Genomic DNA, 21,692 nt, shown 5'->3' with positions numbered 1-21,692 from the left:
GTCGTCGGGCGTCCGGCGACGACCGCGGCTAGCGTGAGGGAATGATCCGGTTCGAGCAGGTCACCAAGCGGTATCCGGACGGTACGACCGCCGTGGACGGTCTGTCCTTCGAGGTGGCCGAGGGCGAACTCGTCACTCTCGTCGGACCCTCCGGCTGCGGCAAGACCACCACCATGATGATGGTCAACCGGCTCATCGAACCGACCTCGGGGCGGATCTTCGTCGACGACGAGGACATCGCGCAGGCCGACCCGGTGCGGCTGCGCCGCCGGATCGGCTACGTGATCCAGCAGGTGGGCCTGTTCCCGCACCGCACCGTCCTCGACAACACCGCGACCGTCCCGGCTCTGCTCGGCTGGAAGCGGGACAGGGCCCGCAAGCGCGCCGCCGAACTGCTCGATCTGGTGGGGCTGGACCCGAAGACGTACGGTCCCCGCTACCCCGACCAGCTCTCCGGCGGTCAGCGGCAGCGGGTGGGCGTCGCCCGGGCGCTGGCCGCCGATCCCCCGGTGCTGCTGATGGACGAGCCGTTCGGCGCGGTCGACCCGGTGGTGCGGGAGCAGCTGCAGGACGAGTTCCTCAGGATGCAGGCGGTCGTGCGCAGGACGGTGCTGCTGGTCACCCATGACATCGAGGAGGCGGTGCGGCTCGGTGACCGGATCGCGGTGTACGGGCAGGGGCGCATCGAGCAGTTCGACACGCCCGGGGCCGTACTGGGGACCCCGGCCACTGCGTACGTCGCGGATTTCGTGGGCGCCGATCGGGGGCTCAAGCGGCTGTCGGTGACCGATGTCGAGCCGGACGACCTGGAGCAGCCGCCGGTCGTCCGGCTGGACGAGTCCGCCGAGGGCGCGGCCGCGCGGATGCGGGACGAGGGTGCCCGGTGGGCCGTGGTCCTGGACGCGCACGGCGATCTGCACGGCTGGGTCGGTCTCGACGAACTGGCGGTGGGCGGCCCGGTCCGGGAACTCGCCCACCGGATGACCGCATGGGTGCCGGTGGGAGCCCCGCTGAAGCAGGCGTTCGGTGTGATGCTCCAGCATGACGCGGGGTGGGTCGCGGTCCTCGACGGCTCACGCTTTCTCGGGGTGCTCACCCCGGCCAAGCTGCACGAGGCGCTGCGCCGCTCGGTGGACGCGGACGCGCGCGGGATCTCGCGGGGCCAGGTGCCGTTCGACTCGGTGTCCGACGCCTGACCGGCAGCGACCGGATCCGCGTCAGCAGTAGGTGATCGGGCAGCCGCGCCGCAGCGAGTGCTGGGCGGCCCGCAGGTACAGCGCGACGTAGAAGGCGGCGTCCAGGTCCTCGGCCCACGGGCCGGGGCGGGCGGCGGCGGCTTCCTCGGCCGCGCCCTCCAGGAACCACATCGTCAGATCGAGGTTGTCGCAGGCTTCCGGTATCACGTCGAGGGGCAGCCGGATCGCCGCCGCCAGCCGTTCGGCGACGGCGAGCACCTGGGGTGCGCCGGCGACCGTCGTCTCATCGTCGTAGGCGTTTTCGACGGGCAGTCGGAGCGCCTCGTCCAGAGACAGCGGCACCAGCACCGACCAGGTCAGCAGCAGCCCCGACTCCCGCTCCGACAGGTGTTCCCGGCACAATGCGCCGAACCCGTCCATGGACGGCGCCAGCTTCTCCTCGAACGACTGCCCTGAGCCCCGTACGAGGTCGGCCTTCTCGGGCACCGACGTGTACGGCGCGAGACCGCGCTGTCGCAACTCCGCGTCGAGGGCTACGGCGAGGGCGCCGTGGCCGCCCTCGTCGTCGTCCTCGGCGTCGCCGAACCAGTCCCCCGCGCTGACGCTCACCAGATAGATCCCCATGCCCCGAAACGTACCGCCCGCCACTGACAACGGGCCCCGGACCTCACTTCGCCAGGCCTTTGTCCTTCAGATAGGTACGGGCGACGTCCGAGGCGAGCCGCCGCCAGCTGTCGACCTCCTGGTTCATGGTGGCCAGGTCGGCGGTCGTCAGGACGCCGTTGAGCTTGCCGAGCGCCTTGGTCACGCGCTCGCTTCCGGCGCGGGAACGGTTGACGACCGGGACGACGTAGTCCGCGTTCTGCAGGTGCTTGTCGTCGGCCAGGAGGACCAGGCCGAACTGGTCGAGGGTGGCGTCCGTGGTCGTGGTCAGCACCATCTGGTCCTGCCCGTTCTGCACGGCCCGCTTGGCCTGGGTGGTCCCGACGCCCTTGGGGTCCACGCCGGTGATGTCGATGCCGTAGACCCTCTTCAACCCCGGTTCGCAGTACGGCCGTTGCACGCATTCGTCGCCTGCCGCGAGCCGTACCTCCAGTTTCGAGGCGCCGAGGTCGCTGAGGGTTCTGAGGTGGTGCTGCCGGGCGTAGGCGGCGGTGACCGCGAAGGCGTTCTGGTCGACGGCCCGGCCCGGGTCGAGGACCGTGAGGCCGCGGGGTGTGGCGAGGCGGCGCAGCGCTTCCATCGTGGCGGCGAGGTCGGGCGAGCCGACGGGCGGCGCGTCGGGGCCGTTGGTCTTGGCGTTGAGCCAGTCGGCGAAGGTGGCCGCGTATTCGGGGACGACGTCGATCTGCCCGGATTCCAGGGCCGGTTCGTAGATCTCACGGTTGGCGACGGTGATGAGGGACGTCCGGTAGCCGGCCTGCCCGAGCAGTTGCGCGTACATCTGGGCGAGCAGGTCGCTCTCGGTGAATCCGGCGGAGCCGATGGTCAGGTGCTTGCTGTCGCCGGGGGGTGCGGTGACCTCTTCGCGGTTCTCCAGGGAGGGGCCGGTGGTGCAGGCGGTGAGGGTGAGCAGGAGCGCGGCCGGTCCCGCCGTACGGCACCTCACCGCGAGCCTCGCGCCCGGACCGGGGCGAGCCGTTCGGCGAGCTCGAAGACGCCCTCGACGATCAGGGCGAAGACGGCGACCAGGATCGCTCCGGCGACCACCATGGGCGTACTGGCCAGATTGAAGCCGGCGGTGATGATCCTGCCGAGTCCGCCGCCGCCCGCGAGTGCGGCGATGGTGGCGGTGGCGACGAGTTGGACGGCGGCGATCCGCACACCGGTGAGGACCATGGGGAGCGAAAGGGGCATTTCCACGTGAAACAGCATCTGTCGCCCGGTCATCCCCATCCCGCGCGCCGCCTGCACGATGTCCCGGTCGACCTCGCGCATCCCGACGTAGGCGTTGGTGAGCAGGGGCGGTACGGCGAACAGCACCAGGGCGACCACGGTGGGGCCCTCGCCCCAGGTGCCGATGGGGGTGAGGAGCAGCAGGACCAGGACGGCGAAGGTGGGGACGGCCCGGCCGACGTTGGAGATGTTCACGGCGAGCGCGCCGCCCCTGCCGAGGTGGCCCAGGACCAGGGCGACCGGGAGTGCGATCAGACAGCTGATCACAAGGCAGACGACGGTGAGGACGAGGTGCTGGAGCAGTCGGTGCCCGATACCGTCGTCGCCCGCCCAGTGCGCGGGGGCGGTGAGCCAGGCCCAGGCCTCGGCGAGGGTGCTCATGCCCGGGCCGCCCTCGTCCACGGGGTGATCAGCCACTGCACCCCGAGCAACAACAGGTCGACGGCGACGGCGATCACCACGCACAGCACGGACGCGGTGAGGACCTGGGCCTTGAAGTAGGTGTTCATGCCGGCGTAGATCAGGTTGCCGAGCCCCCCGAATCCGACGATCGCGCCGACCGTGACCAGGGAGACCGCCGAGACGGTCGCGATGCGCAGCCCGGCCATCGCGGCGGGCAGGGCGAGGGGCAGTTCGACGGTGAGCAGGAGCCGGATCGGGCCGTAGCCCATGCCGCGGGCGGCCTGCCGGGTCTCCTCGGGGACGGCCCGCAGACCCGCGAGGATGTTCCGGACGAGCAGGGTGAGCGAGTAGAGCACCAGCCCTGCGACGACGAGGGTGGCCGAGAGGCCATAGACGGGCAGGAGCAGGGAGAACATCGCCAGGGACGGGATGGTGTAGAGGATGGTCGTGACGCCGAGGACGGGACCGGCCGACCAGCGCAGGCGGCGGGCCAGCACGGCCAGCGGGACGGCGACGGCCAGCCCGATGAGCACCGAGACGGCGGTGAGCCGCAGGTGCTGGCCGACCGCGTCGAGGAGGATCTGGCGGCGGCTGGACAGATAGGCGCCGCAGATCCACTCGTTGCGCGCGAGGCAGTCGTTCGGGGGCGCGGTCACGCGTCCATTGCATCGGGTGGCCGACCGGCTCGGCGCGTTGTGGTGATCCGTCCGGGCGGCTACTTCATGCCGGCCGCGTCGAGAAGCGTGGTCACCGTCGCCGTGACCAGCCCGTCGTCGAGGCGTTCGATGTGGGCACCGGCCCGGGCGCCGGCCCCGTCGAAGACCAGCACGAGCTGCCGGGCGAGCAGGGCCGGGTCCGCCGCGCCGCCCTGTCCGGCCTGCTCCTCGAAGTAGCCCCGCAGCAGTTCCTTGGCCGCTCGGGCCACCACGCTCGCGGGATGCTCGCTGTCCTTCAGCTCGACCAGGACGGCGAGGTACGGGCAGCCGCGGTAGCCGGGTTCCGCCGCGTTCTCCTCCACCCGCCGGAACACGTAGCGGATCCGTTCGCGAGGGGTCGCCGCCTCGGCGTCCGGGGACCTGAGCTGGGCCTCGTACCAGGGCCTGCGGCGCTCCAGACTGGCGGCCAGCACCTCGTCCTTGCTGTCGAAGAGCTGGTACATGGAGCGCTTGGAGACCCCGGCCGACCTGCACAGCGCCTCGACGCCGATGGAGGCGCCGTCGCGGTAGAAGAGCTCGGCGGCGGCGTCGAGAAGCCGGTCCCGGGGAGACGCCTTGTCCGTGGTGGCCATAGGGCCGCGGTTACCGCGCGGGACACTGCGAGGAAACCGATCGGTATACAGGGTGGCAGGCGAAGTGAACAAGCGCTTAGATAGGAGCTTGACCTGCTCCCCGCATACGTTCCACGAACCTGATCAGCCGGAGGCCCCGTTGTTCACTTCCGTCGACGACGTCTCCGCCCGCCTCGCGGAGACCGGCTACCTCGCCTCCCCCGCCGTCGCCACCACCGTCTTCCTGGCCGACCGGCTGGGCAAACCGCTCCTCGTCGAGGGCCCCGCCGGGGTCGGCAAGACCGAGCTGGCCAAGGCCGTGGCCGAGGTCGCCGGAGCCCGGCTGGTGCGGCTGCAGTGCTACGAGGGCGTGGACGAGTCCCGGGCGCTGTACGAGTGGAACCACGCCAAGCAGCTGCTGCGCATCAGCGCGGGCCGGGACGAGACCTGGGACGAGGCCCGCACCGACATCTTCAGCGAGGAGTTCCTGCTCCCCCGCCCGCTGCTCACCGCGATCCGCGGCGACGACCCGAAGGTGCTGCTGATCGACGAGACGGACAAGGCCGACGTCGAGGTGGAGGGACTGCTCCTGGAGGTGCTCAGCGACTTCCAGGTGACGGTCCCCGAGCTGGGCACGGTCACCGCGACCCGCCGCCCCTTCGTCGTCCTCACCTCCAACGCCAGCCGTGAGCTCTCCGAGGCGCTGCGCCGCCGCTGCCTGTTCCTGCACATCGGGTTCCCGGACGAGGAGCTGGAGCGCCGGATCGTACGGCTGAAGGTGCCGGGGCTGACCGAGGCGCTCACCGAGTCGGTGGTACGGGTGGTCGGGGCGCTGCGGGCGATGGACCTGCGCAAGGTGCCGTCGGTGGCCGAGACGATCGACTGGGCGCGCACCCTGCTCGCCCTGGGCGCCGACACGCTGGACGAGCAGGTCGTACGGGACTCCCTGGGCGTGATCCTCAAGCACCAGGACGACATCCAGAAGGCGGCCGCCAAGCTGGACCTGGACGCGCTGTGAGCACCGGGGCCGACGCCCGGGCCGGCCTCGCCGACCTCGCCGACCGCCTGACGGGGCTGGTCGGAGCTCTGCGGGCGCACGGTGTACGGATCGGCACCGGGGAGACCGTGGACGCGGGCCGGGCCATCGAGGCGCTGGGTCTGGCCGAGCGGGAGCCGCTGCGCGAGGGGCTGGCCGCGACCCTGCTGCACGGCACCGGCCAACGGGCCGTGTTCGACCAGGTCTTCGACCTCTATTTTCCGCGCGGAACGGGCGGACCCGAGACCGGATCCGGCGACCGGGACGAGCTGCGGGAGCGGCTGGCGGCCGCGCTGGCCGACGACGACACGGCGCTGTTGCGGCAGTTGGCGGCCGAGGCTGTGAACGGCTTGGGCGGCTACGGGAGTTCACCAGGATCGGACGGCTGGTCGTCGTACCAGACACTGGACCGGCTGCGGCCGCAGACGCTCCTCGCCCGGGTCCGGGCGGACGTCCGGGCGCGGGACGGGGTCGGTGGCCGCGGTGGTGGCGGCGGCGATGGCGAGTTCACCGACCGGCTGCTCGACGACGAGATCCGGCGGCGGATCGAGGCGTTCCGGGGCATGGTCGCTGCGGAGGCTCGGCGACGGGTGGCGGAGCGGCGAGGGCGGGACGAGATCGCCCGGCGGGCGGTGGCGCCGAGCGCCGACCGGGTGGACTTCCTGTTCGCCGGGCGGGACCAACTCACCGAGCTGCGCAGAACGGTTCAGCCGCTGGCCCGCAAGCTGGCGACCCGGCTGGCCGCGCGCCGCCGCCGGGCCGCACGGGGCACGATCGATCTGCGCCGCACCCTGCGCGGTTCGCTGTCGACCGGCGGGGTGCCGATGCGGCCGGTGCTGCGCCGCCGCCGGCCGGTCCGCCCCGAGCTGGTGCTGCTGTGTGATGTCTCGGGCTCGGTATCGGGGTTCTCGGACTTCACGATGCTGCTGGTGCAGGCGCTGCACGACCAGTTCAGCAAGGTCAGGGTGTTCGCGTTCGTCAACCGCATCGACGAGGTGACCGGGCTGCTGGAGCACGGCCGGGCCGACCCCGAGGGGCTCGGCGCCCGGATCCGCGCCGAGGCGACGCTCACCGGCTGGCACGGCAGCAGCGACTACGGCATGGCGCTGGGCGAGTTCGCGGAGCGGTACGGCGCCGCGGTGGGCCCGCGTACCACGGTGTTCGTGCTCGGTGACGCCCGCACCAACAACCTCGACCCGAACCTCGCCGCCGTCCGGAACCTCGCCCGGCAGGCCCGCCGTTTCTACTGGTTGAACCCCGAGCAGCGCTCCCTCTGGGGCACCGGCGACTCCGCCGCGCCCGACTACGCGGAACTGGTGGAGATGCACGAGTGCCGCACGGCCCGCCAGCTCAGTGGGCTGATCGCGCGACTGCTGCCGGTGTAGGTGCGCACAGGAGAGGGTGCCGTCACCCACGCACGGTGACGGCACCCGATGACCGTCCTCAGCTCTCCTTGGCCTTCGCGTAGTCCGTCGCCATGCCGCCGGCGAAGTCGTACACGATCACCTGCTCCTCGCCGACGACCCAGGCGTCGTGCCCGGCCGGGCAGACGAAGACGTCGCCGGGACCGACCTCGCCTTCACCGCCGTCGTCCATCGCCAGATGCATCCTGCCCTGCACCACATAGCCGTTGTGGTGGACCATGCAGGTCCCGGTGCCCGCGATCGGTGCCACCGACTCCGACCAGCGCCAGCCCGGCTCGAAGGTGGCGACGGCGAAGTCGAGGCCGGTCATGTGCACGGCCTCCAGGTGGCCGCGGGGGAAGTCACGCCGCTCGTCCGGCTTGTCGACCGTCTTTATCTCCAGCATGACTGTGTCCTTCCTTCGACCACTCCATCGTCTGCCTGTCAAGTCGGGAGCGCCATTCGTCCGGAAGGGGAGGCTTCGGGGCCGTTACCTCGTCACCGGTATTCCCCGGGCAGTGTGCAATGTGACATATTACTGACGTGAGCGTGCGACTGACCTGCGATGTCGTGGTCATCGGAGCGGGCATGATGGGCGCCGCATGCGCCCTGTACGCGTCCCGGGCGGGGCTGGACGTCGTCGTGGTGGACCGTGGTCCGGTGGCCGGCGGTACGACGGGAGCGGGCGAGGGCAATCTGCTCGTCTCCGACAAGGAGCCGGGGCCCGAGCTCGAACTCGCCCTGCTGTCCGCCCGGTTGTGGACCGACCTGGCCGGCGAGCTCGGTGACCGGATCGAGTACGAGCCCAAGGGCGGGCTCGTGGTCGCCGCGGAACCCGAGGGGCTCGCCGCCCTGGAGGCGTTCGCGGCCGGGCAACGGGCCGCCGGGGTGACTGCGTTGGGGGTCGCCGCCGATCAACTCGACGAGCTGGAACCGTACCTGGCCCCCGGCCTGGCGGGCGGAGTGCTCTACCCCCAGGACGCCCAGGTCATGCCGACGCTGGCCGCCGCGCACCTCGTACGGGCCTCGGGCGCCCGGCGGGCGATCGGGTGGACGGTGACGGAGGTGCTGCGCGGTGCCGACGGTGCCGTACGCGGTGTCCGTACCGACCGCGGCGAGATCCACGCCCCCGCGGTGGTGAACGCGGCCGGGACCTGGGGCGGCGAGCTGGCCGCGCTCGCCGGTGCACACCTCCCCGTGCTCCCCAGGCGCGGCTTCGTGCTGGTCACCGAGCCACTGCCGCGCCGGGTACGGCACAAGGTGTACGCCGCCGACTATGTGGCCGACGTGGCCAGCGACTCGGCCGCCCTGCAGACCTCGCCGGTCGTCGAGGGCACGGCGGCCGGACCGGTCCTGATCGGCGCGAGCCGTGAACGCGTCGGCTTCGACCGGTCGTTCTCGCTGCCGGTGCTGCGGGCCCTGTCGGCGGGTGCGACCCGGCTGTTCCCGTTCCTGGCCGAGGTCCGGGCGATGCGCAGCTACCTGGGCTTCCGCCCGTACCTGCCTGACCATCTCCCCGCGATCGGCCCCGACCCGCGGGTCCCCGGCCTCTTCCACGCCTGCGGGCACGAGGGCGCGGGCATCGGACTCGCCACCGGCACCGGGCAGTTGATCGCCCAGGTGCTGAGCGGCACAGACCCCGCGCTGGACCTGACACCGTTCCGTCCCGAGCGTTTCGCCGAGGAGGCCGCGTGAACCCCCTGGAGCTGGCCCGGGCCCGGCCGGGCCCCGCGTTCACCGTCACCTTCGACGGCAGGGAGCTGGCGGCACTGCCCGGTCAGACGGTCGCGGCCGCGCTCTGGGCGGCCGGGGTCACGTCATGGCGGTCCACCCGCGGCGAAGGCCGTCCCCGCGGGATCTTCTGCGGGATCGGTGTCTGCTTCGACTGCCTGGTCACCGTCAACGACCGCCCCAACCAACGGGCTTGCCTGGTGCCGTTGCGCCCGGGGGACGCGATCCGCACCCAGGAGGGCACGGGCCACGATGACTGAACGACCGCACATCGCCGTCATCGGTGCGGGCCCGGCCGGTCTCGCCGCCACCCTGGCCGCCGCCCGGTACGGCCTGCGTGTCAGCCTGATCGACTCGGCGCCCGAGGCGGGCGGCCAGTTCTACCGGCAGCCCGCCGCCGGGCTCGGAGCGCGCCGCCCGCAGGTGCTGCACCACCAGTGGCGCAGCTGGCGGCGACTGCGCGAGGGGCTCGACCGGTACATCGCGGCCGGTCACGTCAACCATCTCCGGGACCATCACGTGTGGTTCGTGGAGCGGCGGCCGGAGGGCTTCACCGTGCACGCGCTGCTCGGGCCGGAGCAGGAGAGGCCGGTCGAGGTGCGTGCGGCGGCCGGGGTGCTGCTGGCGACCGGCGGGTACGAGAAGGTACTGCCTTTCCCCGGCTGGACGCTGCCCGGTGTCGTCACGGCGGGCGGTGCGCAGGCCATGCTCAAGGGCGGGCTGGTGCTGCCCGGCCGCACGGCCGTCGTCGCCGGCACCGGACCACTGTTGCTGCCGGTCGCGGCCGGACTCGCGGCGGCGGGTGCACGGGTGGCGGCCCTGGTGGAGTCCGCCGACCCGCGGTCCTTCGTACGGCGGTCCCCGGCGCTGGCGGCGCGGCCCGCGAAGCTCGCCGAAGGCGCCGGGTACGCGGCCCGCTTGGTACGGCACCGGGTGCGCACCCTGGTCCACCACACCGTCGTCGAAGCGCACGGCGACCGGCGTCTGGAGGCGGTGACCGTCGCCGCGCTCGACGCCGAGGGCCGGGTACGGCCCCGTACCCGGCGGCGTATCGACTGCGACACCCTGGCCGTCGGGCACGGCATGCTGCCGCACACCGATCTCGCCCTGGGACTCGGCTGCCGTGTCGACGGCGTCGCGGTGCACGTGGACGACGAACAGCGCACCGACGTGCCGGGCGTGTGGGCGGCAGGGGAGGCGACCGGCATCGGCGGTGCGGTCCTGGCCCTCGCCGAGGGGCACATCGCGGGGCGGTCGGCCGCCGCGAGGCTGTCGGGTGCGACGCCGGATCCGAACGGCTGGACGGAGGCCGCCGGGGCCCGTGCCGACCTGCGGAGGTTCTTCGCCACGCTCGACGAGGCCTACGCGCCGCCCGCCCACTGGGCCGAGCAGGTCACCGACGACACGGTGGTCTGCCGCTGCGAGGAGGTCACCGGCGGCACGATCCGCCGTGCCGTCACCGAGTTGGGAGCCGCGGACGTACGGACCGTCAAGCTGCTCACCCGGGCCGGCATGGGCTGGTGCCAGGGCCGGGTGTGCGGGCCGGCGGTCGCCGGGCTCACCAGCTGCCCGGAGACGGCGGCACGCAGGCCGTTCGCACGGCCGGTGCCGCTCGGGGTACTCGCCCGGGCCGGCCGAGACGATCCCGAAGCCGATCCCAATGGCGATCCCGATGGCGATCCCGAAGCCGATGCCGACCCCGATGACGTTGACGTCGACCATCAGTGATATGTCACATCACACCGAAGGAGCCCGATGACCATCGCCCCCCAGACCCGCCCCTGGCACGGTGTCCTCGTCGCCACCGCGCTCCCGCTCACCGACGAACTGACCGTGGACTACGACAAGTACGCCGAGCACTGCGACTGGCTGGTCGGGAACGGCTGTGACGGCGTCGTACCGAACGGCTCCCTCGGCGAATACCAGGTGCTCACTCCCGAGGAGCGTGCCAAGGTCGTGGAGACCGCCGTGGCCGCGATCGGCGGGGCCCGGGTCATGCCCGGGGTCGCCGCCTACGGCTCGGCCGAGGCCCGCCGCTGGGCGGAGCAGGCCCGGGACGCCGGCTGCCAGGCCGTGATGCTGCTGCCGCCCAACGCCTACCGCGCCGACGAGCGGTCGGTGCTGGCGCACTACGCGGAGGTCGCGAAGGCGGGTGTGCCGATCGTGGCGTACAACAACCCCATCGACACCAAGGTCGACCTCGTACCGGAGCTGCTCGCGAAGCTGCACGGCGAGGGGTGCATCCACGCCGTCAAGGAGTTCTCGGGCGATGTCAGGCGCGCCTACCAGTTGGCCGAACTGGCCCCGGAACTGGACCTGTTGATCGGCGCCGACGACGTCCTGCTGGAGCTCGCGCTCGCCGGCGCCAAGGGCTGGGTGGCCGGCTATCCGAACGCCCTGCCGGCCGCGACGGTGGAGCTGTACCACGCGGCTGTCAGCGGGGACCTGGACACCGCCAAGCGGCTGTACGAGCAGTTGCATCCGCTGCTGCGCTGGGACTCCAAGGTCGAGTTCGTACAGGCCATCAAGCTGTCCATGGACATCGTCGGCCGCCACGGCGGCGGTTGCCGCCCGCCGCGGGTGCCGCTGCTGCCCGAGCAGGAGGCCGTGATCCGCGCGGCCACCGAGAAGGCCGTCGCGGCCGGACTGTCGTGACCGCCACGGACGGCGGTAGCCGAAACGGACTGACGTAGCCGGCCCCGGACCTACTCTCCAGGAGTGTCATGCGCAGCAAACTCGTCCTGCACGCCGTCGACTCGCACACCGAGGGCATGCCCACCCGCGTGATCACCGGCGGGATCGGGACCGTGCCCGGCGCGACCATGAACGAGCGGCGGCTGTACTTCCGTGAACACCGCGACGACATCAAGCAGTTGCTGATGAACGAGCCGCGCGGGCACTCGGCGATGAGCGGCGCGATCCTGCAGCCGCCCACCCGGCCGGACTGCGACTGGGGCGTGGTCTACATCGAGGTCAGCGGCTATCTGCCGATGTGCGGGCACGGCACGATCGGCGTGGCGACCGTCCTCGTGGAGACCGGGATGGTGGAGGTCGTCGAGCCGGTCACCACCATCCGGCTGGACACCCCGGCCGGTCTCGTCGTCGCCGAGGTCGCCGTGGAGGACGGCGCCGCGAAGAACGTGACCCTCAGGAACGTGCCGTCCTTCGCCGTCGGACTCGACCGCAAGATCACCCTCGCCGACGGGCGGACGGTGACCTATGACATGGCATACGGCGGCAACTTCTACGCCATCCTCCCGCTCGACGAGTTCGGTCTGCCCTTCGACCGGGCCCGCAAGGACGACATCCTCGCCGCCGGGCTGTCCTTGATGGAGGCGATCAACGCCGAGGGGGAGCCGGTGCATCCGGAGGACCCGTCCATCCGTGGCTGCCACCATGTCCACCTGATCGCGCCGGGTTCCACGGCCCGTCACTCCCGGCACGCGATGGCGATCCACCCCGGCTGGTTCGACCGTTCGCCGTGCGGCACCGGCACCAGCGCGCGGATGGCCCAGTTGCACGCCCGCGGCGAACTTCCCCTCGACACCGAGTTCGTCAACGAGTCCTTCATCGGCACCCGCTTCACCGGCCGGCTGCTCGGCACCACCGAGGTCGCCGGCATGCCCGCTGTCCTGCCAAGCTTCACGGGCCGCGCCTGGATCACCGGAACCGCCCAGTACCTGCTGGACCCCACCGACCCGTTCCCGGCGGGCTTCGTACTCTGATCGCCCTGTATCTCTCTCACCTCTCCCGTCCCTCCCGTCTCTCCCATCTCCCCCGTCTCCCCCGTCTCTCCCGTCTCTCCCAGGAGTTCCGCCATGGCCGACCGGCCCAGCAGCCCGCCCGCCCCCGGCCCCGCCATCCCCGCGCTCGGCGGCCGGAAACCCAACTTCCGGGAACGGGTCGTGGACGTACTGCGCGCCGCGCTGATCTCCGGTGAGCTGCGCCCCGGCGAGGTGTACTCGGCGCCGGGGCTCGCACCCCGCCTGGGCGTCTCCGCGACCCCGGTGCGCGAGGCGATGCTCGAACTGGTGAAGGAGGGCATGGTCGAGATCGTTCCGAACAAGGGGTTCCGGGTCACCGCCGTCTCGGAGAAGCAGCTCGACGAGTACACCCACGTCCGGTCCCTGATCGAGATCCCGACGACCGTCGGCCTCACGGCCACCGCCGGCACCGCCGATCTGGAGGCGCTGCGCCCGGTCGCCCTGGAGATCGTCACCTCGGCCGTGAAGGGTGACCTCATCGCCTACGTCGAGGCGGACCTGACGTTCCATCTGGGGCTGCTGGCTCTCGCGGGCAACGACCATCTCGTCGAGGTCGTACGGGACCTGCGGCAGCGCTCGCGGCTGTACGGGCTGACGGCGCTGGTGGCGGCCGGGCGTCTGAAGGCCTCCGCCGAGGAGCACCTGGAGCTCCTGGACGCCCTGCTGGCCCGCGACGAGGCGGCCGTGCGCGAGGTCATGACCCGTCACCTGGACCATGTCCGCGGCCTGTGGGCGGCCCGGCAGCCAACAGCCGACTGACCCCCGTCGGGTGAACTGCGGGTCAACTGGACTCGCGCACCACCAGCCGGCACGGCACGGTGTGCACGCCCGGATCGGGCTCGGCGTCAATGGCCTGGAGCAGACGCAGCGCGGCGATCCGCCCGATCTCGGCCAGGTTCATGTCGACGGTGGTGAGGGGCGGGCGGCAGGCGAGCGCCATCGTGTCCCAGTTGTCGTAGCCGACGACGGCGATGTCCCCCGGCACCTCCTTGCCGCGCTCGCGCAGTGCGTCCGCCACACCGCGGGCGATCTGGTCGTTGCCGCAGAAGACCGCGTCCGTGTCGGGCGCCGTCCGCAGCACGGCGTCGGCGGCACGCCGTCCCCAGGCCTCGCTCCACTCCCCGAAGTGCACCCGCCCAGTGGCGAGTTCGAGGCCGGCCCCGGCCAGGTGCTCGACGGCGTGCCGAGCTCGGTCGCGGGCGGCCTGGTGGTGCTCGGGCCCGGTGACATGGGCGATCCGGGTACGGCCGGCGGCCAGCAGGTGTTCCACCGCGAGATGGGCGCCGCCGCGGTCGTCGGTGACGACGGAGGTGTCGGCGGGGTCGGTGGACGGGGAGAGGGCGTAGACGACCGGGATCGCCGGGTCGATGCCGGTGAGGGGCGGGCGGGGGTCGGTACGGCGGCCGGTGACGATGATGCCGTCCACCCGCCGGTCGGTGAGGTTGCGCAGATGGTGCTGCTCGCGGATGGCGTCGCCGCGGGTGTCGCAGAGCAGGACGGAGATCTTCCCGGCGCCGAGAGCGTCCTCGGCGCCGAGCAGGACCGGGGTGCTGAAACGGCCGATGCCGTCCGTCGTCATCAGGCCGACCGTCCAACTGCGGCCGCTGTGCAGGCTCTGCGCGTGCTGGTTGGGCCGGAAGCCGAGCTCCTCCACCGCGTCGAGCACCCGCTGCCTGGTCTCCGGGCGCATCCGGCCGGCTCCGTTCAGCGCCTTGGACGCCGTGCCCACGCTGACGCCGGCGAGCGCGGCGACATCGGCGAGCCTGGCCCGGCCGGTGGGCGGAGAGTCTGCAGCAGAGGTCACGGGCAAACCTTTTCCTAGACGGTTTCTCGACTGCGCCGACCGTCTCACGGCGGCAAAGCCGCCTGACATCCTCGCAGCCTGCGGAGTGAAGTGCCAGACCCGTCTGGCAACTTGAAAAATCTGTGCCGGGTGTCTTGACCCCTCCCCTCGCCTGCCCTGTACTTCTCGGCGAGAAAACGGTTGCTCAAAACAGTTCCTCGCCGTGTCGCGCCCGATGCTCCAGACGGTGTTCGACATATCGACAGCGCTGGCGCCGAGGCGCCCAGTCCCCTCCTCACCCCGGAGAGCCATGCCCCGCACCCGCTCCGCCCTGCCCTCCCCCGTCGGCCCGGTCCGTCTCACCCCCGACGCCCGTACCGCGCTGCGCCCGGCGGCCGCCACCATCGGCGCGGGCTTCTGGCACGAGCGTCGCACCACCAATGCCAGGGTCTCCCTCCCGCAGGGCCCGGACCTGCTGGAGTCCGCCGGGAACCTGCACAACCTGCGGCTGGCGGCCGGCACGGCCGAGGGCGGGTTCCGGGGCGCGTACCCGTTCGTCGACACGGACGTCTACAAGTGGCTGGAGGCGGCCTCCTGGCAACTCGCCCAGGAGGACGACGAAGCACTGGCCGCCGAGGTGGACCGGATCATCGCCCTCGTGGCCGCCGCCCAGCAGCCCGACGGCTATCTCAACACCTGGTTCCAGCTGGTCAAGGGCGGTGAGCGGTACCAGGACCTGCGCTGGGGCCATGAGTTGTACTGCGCGGGCCATCTGATCCAGGCCGCCGTCGCCCACCACCGCGCCACCGACCGCGCCGAACTCCTCGACGTGGCACGGAAGTTCGCCGATCATCTCGACTCCGTGTTCGGCCTGCCCGGCAGCGGCAGGCCTCTCGACGGCATCGACGGCCATCCCGAGATCGAGACGGCTCTGGTGGAGCTGTACCGGGAGACCGGCGAGCGACGCTATCTGGACCTGGCCGGCTACTTCGTGGACCGGCACGGCCATGGCCTGCTCGGCGGCGAGGCCTACTGCCAGGACCGCGTCCCGCTGCGCGAGGCGACGAACGTCGAGGGCCATGCCGTAAGGCAGTTGTATCTGCTGGCGGCGGCCGCCGACCTGGCCGCGGAGACCGGGGAGGCCGAACTCCGTTCCGCGGGTGAGCGGTTGTGGCAGGCCATGACCACCACCAAGACCCATCTCACCGGCGGGCTCGGCGCGCACCACGACAAGGAGGACTTCGGCGACCCGTACGAGCTCCCCAACGAGCGTGCCTACTGCGAGACCTGCGCCGCGATCGCCTCCGTCCAGTGGAGCTGGCGGCTGGCCCTGCTCACCGGTGAGGCCCGCTACTCCGACCTGATCGAGCGCACCCTCTTCAACGGCTTCCTGGCCGGGGTCTCCCTGGACGGCGAGCGGTGGCTGTACGTCAACCCGCTCCAGGTCCGCGACGGCCACACCGACACCGGCGGCGACCAGTCGGCCCGCCGCACCCGCTGGTTCCGCTGCGCCTGCTGCCCGCCCAACGTGATGCGGCTGCTGGCAAGCCTGCAGCACTACCTGGCGTCGAGCGACGAACAGGGGCTGCAGATCCACCAGTTCGTCACCGGGACGTACGGGACCGACCGGGTCCGGGTACGCGCCGAGACCGACTATCCCTGGCACGGCACCATCGCGTTCACCGTCGAGGAGACCCCGGCCGACAGCCCCTGGACGCTGTCGCTGCGCATCCCGCAGTGGTGCCGCGAGTTCCGGGTGCGGTGCGGGGAGGAGACGTACGACTCCCCCGTGGACGACGGCTGGCTGCGGCTGTCGCGGACCTGGACGCCGGGCGACCGCGTGGTCCTGGAACTCGTCCTGGAGCCCCGGCTCACCGCCGCCGACCCGCGCGTGGACGCCGTACGCGGCTGCGTGGCGATCGAGCGCGGGCCGCTCGTGCACTGCCTGGAACAGGCCGATCATCCGGGCGGCGGTCTGGACGACATCGTCCTCGACCCGTCCCGGCCGCTCGCCGTGAAGCACCGCCCGGACCTGCTCGGCGGGGTCACCACCGTGGTGGCCGCCGGGCGACGGCGCCGTGTCCCCGACCGGGGCTGGTGGCCGTACCCCTCCGCGACCGACGCGGGTCCCGAACCCGACGGCGAGCCGGTCGAGTTGACCGCGGTCCCGTACCCCGTCTGGGCCAACCGCGAAGACGGCAGCATGCGCGTCTGGCTCCCCACCTCCTGACCCACCCCGCACTACGACAACGAGGTCACCCCGTGATACCCACCCGCCGTACCCTCCTGGTCGTCGCCATGGCGACCCTTCTCCCCCTCACCGCCTGCGGTGGCGGTTCCGGCTCCTCGGGATCGTCGTCCTCGGCCGGCGGGACGTACACCTTCTGGGACCCGTACCCGCAGTTCGACGCCTCCTCGGACTGGGGCAAGCGGGTCACCGCGTGCGGCACCGCGGCCGGGGTGAAGCTCAAGCGGACCGCGTACGACACCACCGACCTGGGCAACAAGGCGCTGCTGGCCGCGCAGCAGGGCAACGCGCCGGACGTGATGCTGGTCGACAACCCGGTGGTCTCGACGCTGGTGGAGGCGGGGATCCTCAACAAGACGAGCGACCTCGGTCTGAACACCTCGTCGATCCAGCAGAACATCATCGGCGCCGGCACGATCGACGGCGCCTCCTACGGCGTTCCGATCGGCGCCAATACCCTCGCGCTCTACTACAACAAGAAGATCCTCTCCGCCGCCGGTGTCGACCCGGCCTCGGTCAAGGACTGGGCGTCGCTCACGACCGCGCTGAAGAAGGTCAAGGCGGCCGGGAAGAAGGGGATCACCTTCTCGGCGATCAACACGGAGGAGGGCAGTTTCCAGTTCCTGCCCTGGTTCTGGGGCGCGGGCGGCGACCTCACCAAGCTGGACTCCGCCAAGGGGGTTGCGGCGCTGGCGCTGTGGAAGCAGTGGGTGGACGCGGGATACGCGCCCAAGGACGTGCTGCAGAACACCCAGACCACCAGCTGGCAGGAGTTCGCCACCGGGGACTACGCGTTCAGCGAGAACGGCACCTGGCAGCTCGGCAACGCCGACAAGGCCGGCTTCCCGTACGGGATCGTCAACATCCCGGGGCAGAACGGCGGTTCGGCGCCGGTGCCGACGGGTGGGGAGTTCGTGACCGTGCCCGTGCAGAAGGACACCTCGCGCTACGGCATCAGCAAGAAGATCGTCAGCTGCCTGACCAGCGACTCCAACCTGCTGCCCACCGACACCACGCTGATGTACGTGGCGCCCACCGCCACCGTACAGGCCGAACAGGTGAAGAAGAACGCGGAGTTGAAGCCCTGGGTGGCGGCGGTCGCGGCGGCCCGGGGCCGTACCAGCGGCGGGCTCGGCACCAAGTACCCGACCATCTCGCAGCCGATGTGGACCGCGGTGCAGGCGGCGCTGTCCGGCAGCAAGAGCCCGCAGGATGCCCTGGCCACGGCCCAGTCGAGCGCGCAGAAGGGCTAGGTCCGGCATGACAGTCGCCCGGGTCGACCGTCCGCGGCGCGCTGCGGCCGCCGCGGCGGGGGCGAGCGAGAGCGGCGCCCGGTCCCTGCGCCGCAGGCGGGGACTGACCGCGCTCGCCTTCGTGACACCCCTGCTCGCCTACCTCGTCGCCTTCTACGTCTACCCCCTCTACCGCAACCTCGACCTGAGCCTGCGCGACTACACCGTCCGGTCCTTCGTTGCGGGCGACGCGCCCTTCTCCGGCTGGGCCAACTTCCGGACGGTGCTGGACGATCCGACCTTCGGCCCCGCGATGCGGCACACGATGGTCTTCACCTTCGTGTCGATCGTCTTCCAGTACGCCGCCGGTCTCGCCCTGGCGGTCTTCTTCAACCGGCACTTCCGGCTGTCGACCGTGCTGCGGGCGCTGTTCCTGATCCCCTGGCTGCTGCCGCTGATCGTGTCGGCGTCGACCTGGTCGTGGATGTTCAACAGCGAGTCGGGGGTGGTGAACTACTTCCTGCACTTCTTCGGCGTCGACCCGGTCGGCTGGCTGACCTCGCCGGACTGGGCGCTGACCTCGGTGATCGTCGCCAACATCTGGATCGGTATCCCCTTCAACCTGGTCATCCTGTACAGCGGGCTGCAGAACATCCCGGGTGAGCTGTACGAGGCGGCGGCCCTGGACGGGGCCGGCGCCTGGCAGCAGTTCCGCCGGATCACCTTCCCGCTGCTGCGCCCGGTGTCGGCGATCACCCTGCTGCTCGGGCTCGTCTACACCCTCAAGGTCTTCGACCTGATCTGGATCATGACCAAGGGCGGTCCGGGCGACGCCTCCTCCACGCTGGCGACCTGGTCGTACCAGCTGGGCTTCGGCACGCTGCTGCCCAAGTTCGGTCCCGGTGCGGCCGTCGGCAACATCCTGATCCTCATCGCCCTGGTCTTCGGCCTCCTTTACATCCGCGTCCAGAGGAGGCAGGAGACGTGAAGTCCCGTGGCTACACCGTGCTGGGTCTCCTCCTCACGGCGCTGATGCTGTTCCCGGTGTACTGGATGCTCAACGTGTCCCTCACCCCGCAGCAGGACATGCGAAAGGACCCGCCGGATCTGCTTCCACTGCATCCGACCTTCGAGGGCTACCGGGCGGTCCTCGACGACCAACTCCCCTATCTGGGCACCAGCTTGCTGATCGGGATCGGCACGGTCGCCCTCACGCTGCTGATCGCCGCCCCGGCCGGCTACTCGCTGGCGAAGCTGCGGCCGCGGGCCGGCGGTGCCCTGAGCCTGGTCCTGCTGATCGCCCAGATGATCCCGGGCATCGTCATGGCGATGGGCTTCTACGGCATCTTCCTGGACCTCGGACTGCTCAACTCCTGGTGGGGGCTGATCATCGCGGACTCCACCATCGCCGTGCCGTTCGGCGTCATGATCTTCACCGCGTTCATGTCGGGCATCCCCGGCGAGCTGATCTCGGCCGCCCGGATCGACGGCGCCGGCACCTGGCGCACCTTCCGTTCGGTCGTCCTCCCGCTGAGCCGCAACGCGATCGTCACCGTCTCGCTGTTCGGCTTCCTGTGGGCCTGGTCCGACTTCGTCTTCGCCAACACCCTGGACGGCGGCGGCGACTGGAAGCCGATCACCCTCGGCATCTACAAGTACATCGGCAACAACAACCAGGAGTGGAACGCGATCATGGCCACCGCCGTCGTCGCATCGGTCCCCGCTGCCGTCCTCCTGGTCCTCGCCCAGCGCTATGTGGCCGCAGGCGTGACCGCGGGCGCGGTGAAGGACTGATCACCCGATTGTTTTCCCCTGCTCCGTTACTCCGTGAGGAGACCCATGTCATGAGCCGCACCTCTCTCAGAGCCACCCTGGGCGCCGTCGCCCTCACCGCCGCCGCCCTCGGCACCACGGCCCCCGCCCAGGCGGCACCCACCTCCTCGACCACGCTCGTGGTGAGCGCGAACCAGACCCTGCGCTCGGTCACGCACGTGGCCACGGGCAGCCTGTACGGCCTGGACACCGCGAGCGTCCCGACGGACAGCCTGGTGGAGCCGCTGAAGCCGAACACCTTCGTCCAGATGGCGCCCGGCGGCAGCCAGTTGCCCAACGGCGAGTCCAGCCCCGGCGGTGACGCCCTGGTCGTCGCCCCCGAGGCCGCCAAGGCCGGCGCGAAGGTGGTCGTACGGATGCCGGACTGGTATCCCGACTTCCCCTACAAGTGGGTGAGTTGGAGCGACTGGCTGGCCGCCGTGGACAAGCAGGTCGCGTCCGTGAAGGCGTCCAGCGCCACCAACATCAGCGCCTACGAACTGTGGAACGAGCCCGAGGGCACCTGGGACACCTCGGCGGCCGGCGCCTTCGACGACGGCTGGTCGCGGACGTACAAGGAGGTGCGGGCGAAGGACACCGGCACGCCCATCCAGGGCCCGAGCTTCGCGACGTACACCGACAGCAAGATGAAGTCCTTCCTCCAGGACGCCATCGCGAACAACGCGGTGCCCGACATCATCAGCTGGCACGAGCTCCAGAGCAGCGCCAACATCGCCGCGCACGTGGCCGACTACCGGGCGCTGGAGTCGAGCCTCGGCCTCAGCGCCCGCCCGATCGCCATCGAGGAGTACGGCACCACCAGCGAGGTCGGCGTCCCCGGACCGCTGGCGAGCTATGTCGCCAAGTTCGAGCGCGCGGGGGTCCATGACGCCGAACTGGCCTTCTGGAACCACTACGGCACCCTCGGCGACACCCTCACCGACACCGGCGGCTCACCCAACGGCGCCTACTGGCTCTACAAGTGGTACGGCGACATGTCCGGCAACATGCTGGTGACCACGCCTCCGGCGCAGACCGGCATCGACGGCTTCGCGTCCCGCAACGGCTCGGGCAACCAGATCAGCGTGGTCACCGGCGGCTGCACCGGTTCGTGTGCCGTGACCGTCAACGGACTGTCGTCGCTCTCCGCCTTCGGCAGCACCGTGCACGTCAAGCTGGAGTACACACCGTCCAAGGGCCGTACGACCACCGTGTCCGGCCCCGTCACCATCTCCGACACCGACTACACGGTCAGCGGCGGCTCGATCACCGTGCCCGTCACGATGAACGCCTCCGACGGCTACCACCTGACCATCACCCCGAGCGGCACCGCCACCTCGCTGGCCGGGCGCTACCAGATCACCAACAAGAACAGCGGCCTCGCCCTGGACACCAGCGGCGCGGGCACCGCCCAGGGCACCGCCGTCGTCCAGGCCTCCTCCACCACCGGCACCGACCAGAACTGGACCCTGGTGACGGCGGGCAACGGCCTCTACAAGATCCAGCAGCAGGCGAGCGGGCTGCTCCTCGGCATCACGAGCATGAGCACCAGCGACGGCGGCACGGCCCTGATCTGGGGCGACAACGGCACCGCCGACCACCTGTGGCAACTGGTCCCGTCCGGCGACGGTTACTACAAGATCGCCAACTACAACAGCGGGCTGCTGCTCGGGGTGAACAACATGAGCACCTCGTCCGGCGCCCAGGTCCTCCAGTGGGACGACAACGGCACCGCCGACCACCTGTGGAAACTGACGGCGCGCTGACGTACGACGCCGGTGCTGGACCACGCCACAGTGAACCGGCGCACACCCAGGAGAAGCCAGGGCCGTTAATTGCAGTCGGCCGAAGGCATCCCCTGTCGATTCGCAAGGGAAGGAGCCCGGACGGCCATGCATTCACAGGCGGGCCGCCCGGGCCTC

The 21,692-nt window shown here is 71.2% G+C and carries 21 protein-coding genes; 14 read left to right on the top strand and 7 right to left on the bottom strand.

All coding sequences use genetic code 11. The features are described from left to right. Window positions 1-41 precede the first annotated feature (41 nt). Window positions 42-1,196 (top strand): ABC transporter ATP-binding protein, encoded by a 1,155-nt coding sequence (locus ACIRR9_RS44650; protein ID WP_403764650.1) that lies wholly within the window; start codon window positions 42-44, stop codon window positions 1,194-1,196. Window positions 1,197-1,217: 21 nt separating this feature from the next. Here ACIRR9_RS44650 and ACIRR9_RS44645 read toward each other — a convergent pair whose 3' ends face one another. Genes ACIRR9_RS44645 through ACIRR9_RS44625 form a run of 5 tightly spaced genes read right to left on the bottom strand, consistent with a single transcriptional unit; the run spans window position 1,218 to window position 4,782 of the window. Then, on the bottom strand, window positions 1,218-1,820 hold the full coding sequence (locus ACIRR9_RS44645; protein ID WP_403764648.1) for a hypothetical protein: 603 nt from the start codon (window positions 1,818-1,820) through the stop codon (window positions 1,218-1,220). A gap of 43 nt (window positions 1,821-1,863) precedes the next feature. Further along, a complete protein-coding gene (locus ACIRR9_RS44640) occupies window positions 1,864-2,805 on the bottom strand; it encodes an ABC transporter substrate-binding protein (RefSeq protein ID WP_403764646.1) in 942 nt (313 codons plus the stop codon). Continuing rightward, on the bottom strand, window positions 2,802-3,473 hold the full coding sequence (locus ACIRR9_RS44635) for an ABC transporter permease (protein ID WP_403764688.1): 672 nt from the start codon (window positions 3,471-3,473) through the stop codon (window positions 2,802-2,804). The genes ACIRR9_RS44640 and ACIRR9_RS44635 overlap by 4 nt, the downstream gene beginning before the upstream one ends. Further along, a complete protein-coding gene (locus ACIRR9_RS44630) occupies window positions 3,470-4,150 on the bottom strand; it encodes an ABC transporter permease (protein ID WP_403764644.1) in 681 nt (226 codons plus the stop codon). The genes ACIRR9_RS44635 and ACIRR9_RS44630 overlap by 4 nt, the downstream gene beginning before the upstream one ends. A 59-nt stretch (window positions 4,151-4,209) precedes the next feature. Then, window positions 4,210-4,782 carry a TetR/AcrR family transcriptional regulator gene (locus ACIRR9_RS44625; protein WP_403764642.1) on the bottom strand — a complete coding sequence of 191 codons (573 nt, stop codon included), beginning with the start codon at window positions 4,780-4,782 and terminating at the stop codon, window positions 4,210-4,212. A gap of 139 nt (window positions 4,783-4,921) precedes the next feature. On the opposite strand from ACIRR9_RS44625, the gene ACIRR9_RS44620 reads away from it, so the two are divergent. Both ACIRR9_RS44620 and ACIRR9_RS44615 read left to right on the top strand, forming a co-directional pair. After that, on the top strand, window positions 4,922-5,779 hold the full coding sequence (locus ACIRR9_RS44620; protein WP_123979241.1) for a MoxR family ATPase: 858 nt from the start codon (window positions 4,922-4,924) through the stop codon (window positions 5,777-5,779). Then, window positions 5,776-7,182, top strand: a complete 1,407-nt coding sequence (locus ACIRR9_RS44615) for a VWA domain-containing protein (protein ID WP_403764640.1) — start codon at window positions 5,776-5,778, stop codon at window positions 7,180-7,182. The genes ACIRR9_RS44620 and ACIRR9_RS44615 overlap by 4 nt, the downstream gene beginning before the upstream one ends. 58 nt (window positions 7,183-7,240) lie before the next feature. Here ACIRR9_RS44615 and ACIRR9_RS44610 read toward each other — a convergent pair whose 3' ends face one another. After that, window positions 7,241-7,606 carry a cupin domain-containing protein gene (locus ACIRR9_RS44610; protein WP_403764638.1) on the bottom strand — a complete coding sequence of 122 codons (366 nt, stop codon included), beginning with the start codon at window positions 7,604-7,606 and terminating at the stop codon, window positions 7,241-7,243. A gap of 137 nt (window positions 7,607-7,743) precedes the next feature. Here ACIRR9_RS44610 and ACIRR9_RS44605 point away from each other — a divergent pair, with 137 nt between their 5' ends. The 6 genes from ACIRR9_RS44605 to ACIRR9_RS44580 all read left to right on the top strand — a co-directional run bounded on the left by ACIRR9_RS44605 (window position 7,744) and on the right by ACIRR9_RS44580 (window position 13,454). Continuing rightward, a complete protein-coding gene (locus tag ACIRR9_RS44605) occupies window positions 7,744-8,895 on the top strand; it encodes an NAD(P)/FAD-dependent oxidoreductase (protein WP_403764636.1) in 1,152 nt (383 codons plus the stop codon). Further along, window positions 8,892-9,191 carry a (2Fe-2S)-binding protein gene (locus tag ACIRR9_RS44600; protein WP_403764634.1) on the top strand — a complete coding sequence of 100 codons (300 nt, stop codon included), beginning with the start codon at window positions 8,892-8,894 and terminating at the stop codon, window positions 9,189-9,191. Before ACIRR9_RS44605 ends, ACIRR9_RS44600 begins: the two co-directional genes overlap by 4 nt. Further along, a complete protein-coding gene (locus ACIRR9_RS44595; protein WP_403764632.1) occupies window positions 9,184-10,659 on the top strand; it encodes an FAD-dependent oxidoreductase in 1,476 nt (491 codons plus the stop codon). Before ACIRR9_RS44600 ends, ACIRR9_RS44595 begins: the two co-directional genes overlap by 8 nt. Window positions 10,660-10,686: 27 nt before the next feature. Beyond that, window positions 10,687-11,586, top strand: a complete 900-nt coding sequence (locus tag ACIRR9_RS44590; protein WP_403764630.1) for a dihydrodipicolinate synthase family protein — start codon at window positions 10,687-10,689, stop codon at window positions 11,584-11,586. 68 nt (window positions 11,587-11,654) lie between these two features. After that, window positions 11,655-12,656 carry a proline racemase family protein gene (locus ACIRR9_RS44585; RefSeq protein WP_403764628.1) on the top strand — a complete coding sequence of 334 codons (1,002 nt, stop codon included), beginning with the start codon at window positions 11,655-11,657 and terminating at the stop codon, window positions 12,654-12,656. A gap of 93 nt (window positions 12,657-12,749) precedes the next feature. Then, window positions 12,750-13,454, top strand: coding sequence for a GntR family transcriptional regulator (locus ACIRR9_RS44580; protein WP_403764626.1), 705 nt, complete (start codon window positions 12,750-12,752; stop codon window positions 13,452-13,454). A 22-nt stretch (window positions 13,455-13,476) separates the two neighbouring features. Here ACIRR9_RS44580 and ACIRR9_RS44575 read toward each other — a convergent pair whose 3' ends face one another. Further along, window positions 13,477-14,499: a LacI family DNA-binding transcriptional regulator gene (locus ACIRR9_RS44575; protein ID WP_403258833.1), complete on the bottom strand. Its 1,023-nt coding sequence runs from the start codon at window positions 14,497-14,499 to the stop codon at window positions 13,477-13,479. Window positions 14,500-14,788: 289 nt separating this feature from the next. On the opposite strand from ACIRR9_RS44575, the gene ACIRR9_RS44570 reads away from it, so the two are divergent. The 5 genes from ACIRR9_RS44570 (at window position 14,789) to ACIRR9_RS44550 (ending at window position 21,536) form a co-directional block, all read left to right on the top strand. Beyond that, window positions 14,789-16,708: a glycoside hydrolase family 127 protein gene (locus tag ACIRR9_RS44570; protein WP_403764623.1), complete on the top strand. Its 1,920-nt coding sequence runs from the start codon at window positions 14,789-14,791 to the stop codon at window positions 16,706-16,708. A 68-nt stretch (window positions 16,709-16,776) separates the two neighbouring features. Then, window positions 16,777-17,979: an extracellular solute-binding protein gene (locus ACIRR9_RS44565; RefSeq protein ID WP_403764686.1), complete on the top strand. Its 1,203-nt coding sequence runs from the start codon at window positions 16,777-16,779 to the stop codon at window positions 17,977-17,979. Window positions 17,980-17,986: 7 nt separating this feature from the next. Continuing rightward, window positions 17,987-18,946: a carbohydrate ABC transporter permease gene (locus ACIRR9_RS44560; RefSeq protein WP_403764621.1), complete on the top strand. Its 960-nt coding sequence runs from the start codon at window positions 17,987-17,989 to the stop codon at window positions 18,944-18,946. Window positions 18,947-18,990: 44 nt separating this feature from the next. Continuing rightward, window positions 18,991-19,752: a carbohydrate ABC transporter permease gene (locus tag ACIRR9_RS44555; protein ID WP_365342191.1), complete on the top strand. Its 762-nt coding sequence runs from the start codon at window positions 18,991-18,993 to the stop codon at window positions 19,750-19,752. Between the two features lie 50 nt (window positions 19,753-19,802). Further along, window positions 19,803-21,536, top strand: coding sequence for an RICIN domain-containing protein (locus tag ACIRR9_RS44550; protein WP_403764619.1), 1,734 nt, complete (start codon window positions 19,803-19,805; stop codon window positions 21,534-21,536). Window positions 21,537-21,692 lie beyond the last annotated feature (156 nt).

The organism is Streptomyces sp. NPDC101234 (assembly GCF_044767525.1).
GTDB lineage: Bacteria > Actinomycetota > Actinomycetes > Streptomycetales > Streptomycetaceae > Streptomyces > Streptomyces sasae.
The sequence above is the reverse complement of the archived record's forward strand: the minus strand, read 5'-3'. Positions and strand labels throughout refer to the sequence as shown.

What these genes read in the sequence shown, in the direction of transcription:
- ACIRR9_RS44595 (WP_403764632.1), top strand. Translation starts at nt 9,184, where the DNA reads ATGACTGAACGACCGCACATCGCCGTCATCGGTGCGGGCCCGGCCGGT.
- ACIRR9_RS44645 (WP_403764648.1), bottom strand. Translation starts at nt 1,820, where the DNA reads ATGGGGATCTATCTGGTGAGCGTCAGCGCGGGGGACTGGTTCGGCGAC.
- ACIRR9_RS44560 (WP_403764621.1), top strand. Translation starts at nt 17,987, where the DNA reads ATGACAGTCGCCCGGGTCGACCGTCCGCGGCGCGCTGCGGCCGCCGCG.
- ACIRR9_RS44650 (WP_403764650.1), top strand. Translation starts at nt 42, where the DNA reads ATGATCCGGTTCGAGCAGGTCACCAAGCGGTATCCGGACGGTACGACC.
- ACIRR9_RS44550 (WP_403764619.1), top strand. Translation starts at nt 19,803, where the DNA reads ATGAGCCGCACCTCTCTCAGAGCCACCCTGGGCGCCGTCGCCCTCACC.
- ACIRR9_RS44590 (WP_403764630.1), top strand. Translation starts at nt 10,687, where the DNA reads ATGACCATCGCCCCCCAGACCCGCCCCTGGCACGGTGTCCTCGTCGCC.
- ACIRR9_RS44625 (WP_403764642.1), bottom strand. Translation starts at nt 4,782, where the DNA reads ATGGCCACCACGGACAAGGCGTCTCCCCGGGACCGGCTTCTCGACGCC.
- ACIRR9_RS44585 (WP_403764628.1), top strand. Translation starts at nt 11,655, where the DNA reads ATGCGCAGCAAACTCGTCCTGCACGCCGTCGACTCGCACACCGAGGGC.
- ACIRR9_RS44565 (WP_403764686.1), top strand. Translation starts at nt 16,777, where the DNA reads ATGGCGACCCTTCTCCCCCTCACCGCCTGCGGTGGCGGTTCCGGCTCC.
- ACIRR9_RS44555 (WP_365342191.1), top strand. Translation starts at nt 18,991, where the DNA reads ATGCTGTTCCCGGTGTACTGGATGCTCAACGTGTCCCTCACCCCGCAG.
- ACIRR9_RS44610 (WP_403764638.1), bottom strand. Translation starts at nt 7,606, where the DNA reads ATGCTGGAGATAAAGACGGTCGACAAGCCGGACGAGCGGCGTGACTTC.
- ACIRR9_RS44580 (WP_403764626.1), top strand. Translation starts at nt 12,750, where the DNA reads ATGGCCGACCGGCCCAGCAGCCCGCCCGCCCCCGGCCCCGCCATCCCC.
- ACIRR9_RS44570 (WP_403764623.1), top strand. Translation starts at nt 14,789, where the DNA reads ATGCCCCGCACCCGCTCCGCCCTGCCCTCCCCCGTCGGCCCGGTCCGT.
- ACIRR9_RS44635 (WP_403764688.1), bottom strand. Translation starts at nt 3,473, where the DNA reads ATGAGCACCCTCGCCGAGGCCTGGGCCTGGCTCACCGCCCCCGCGCAC.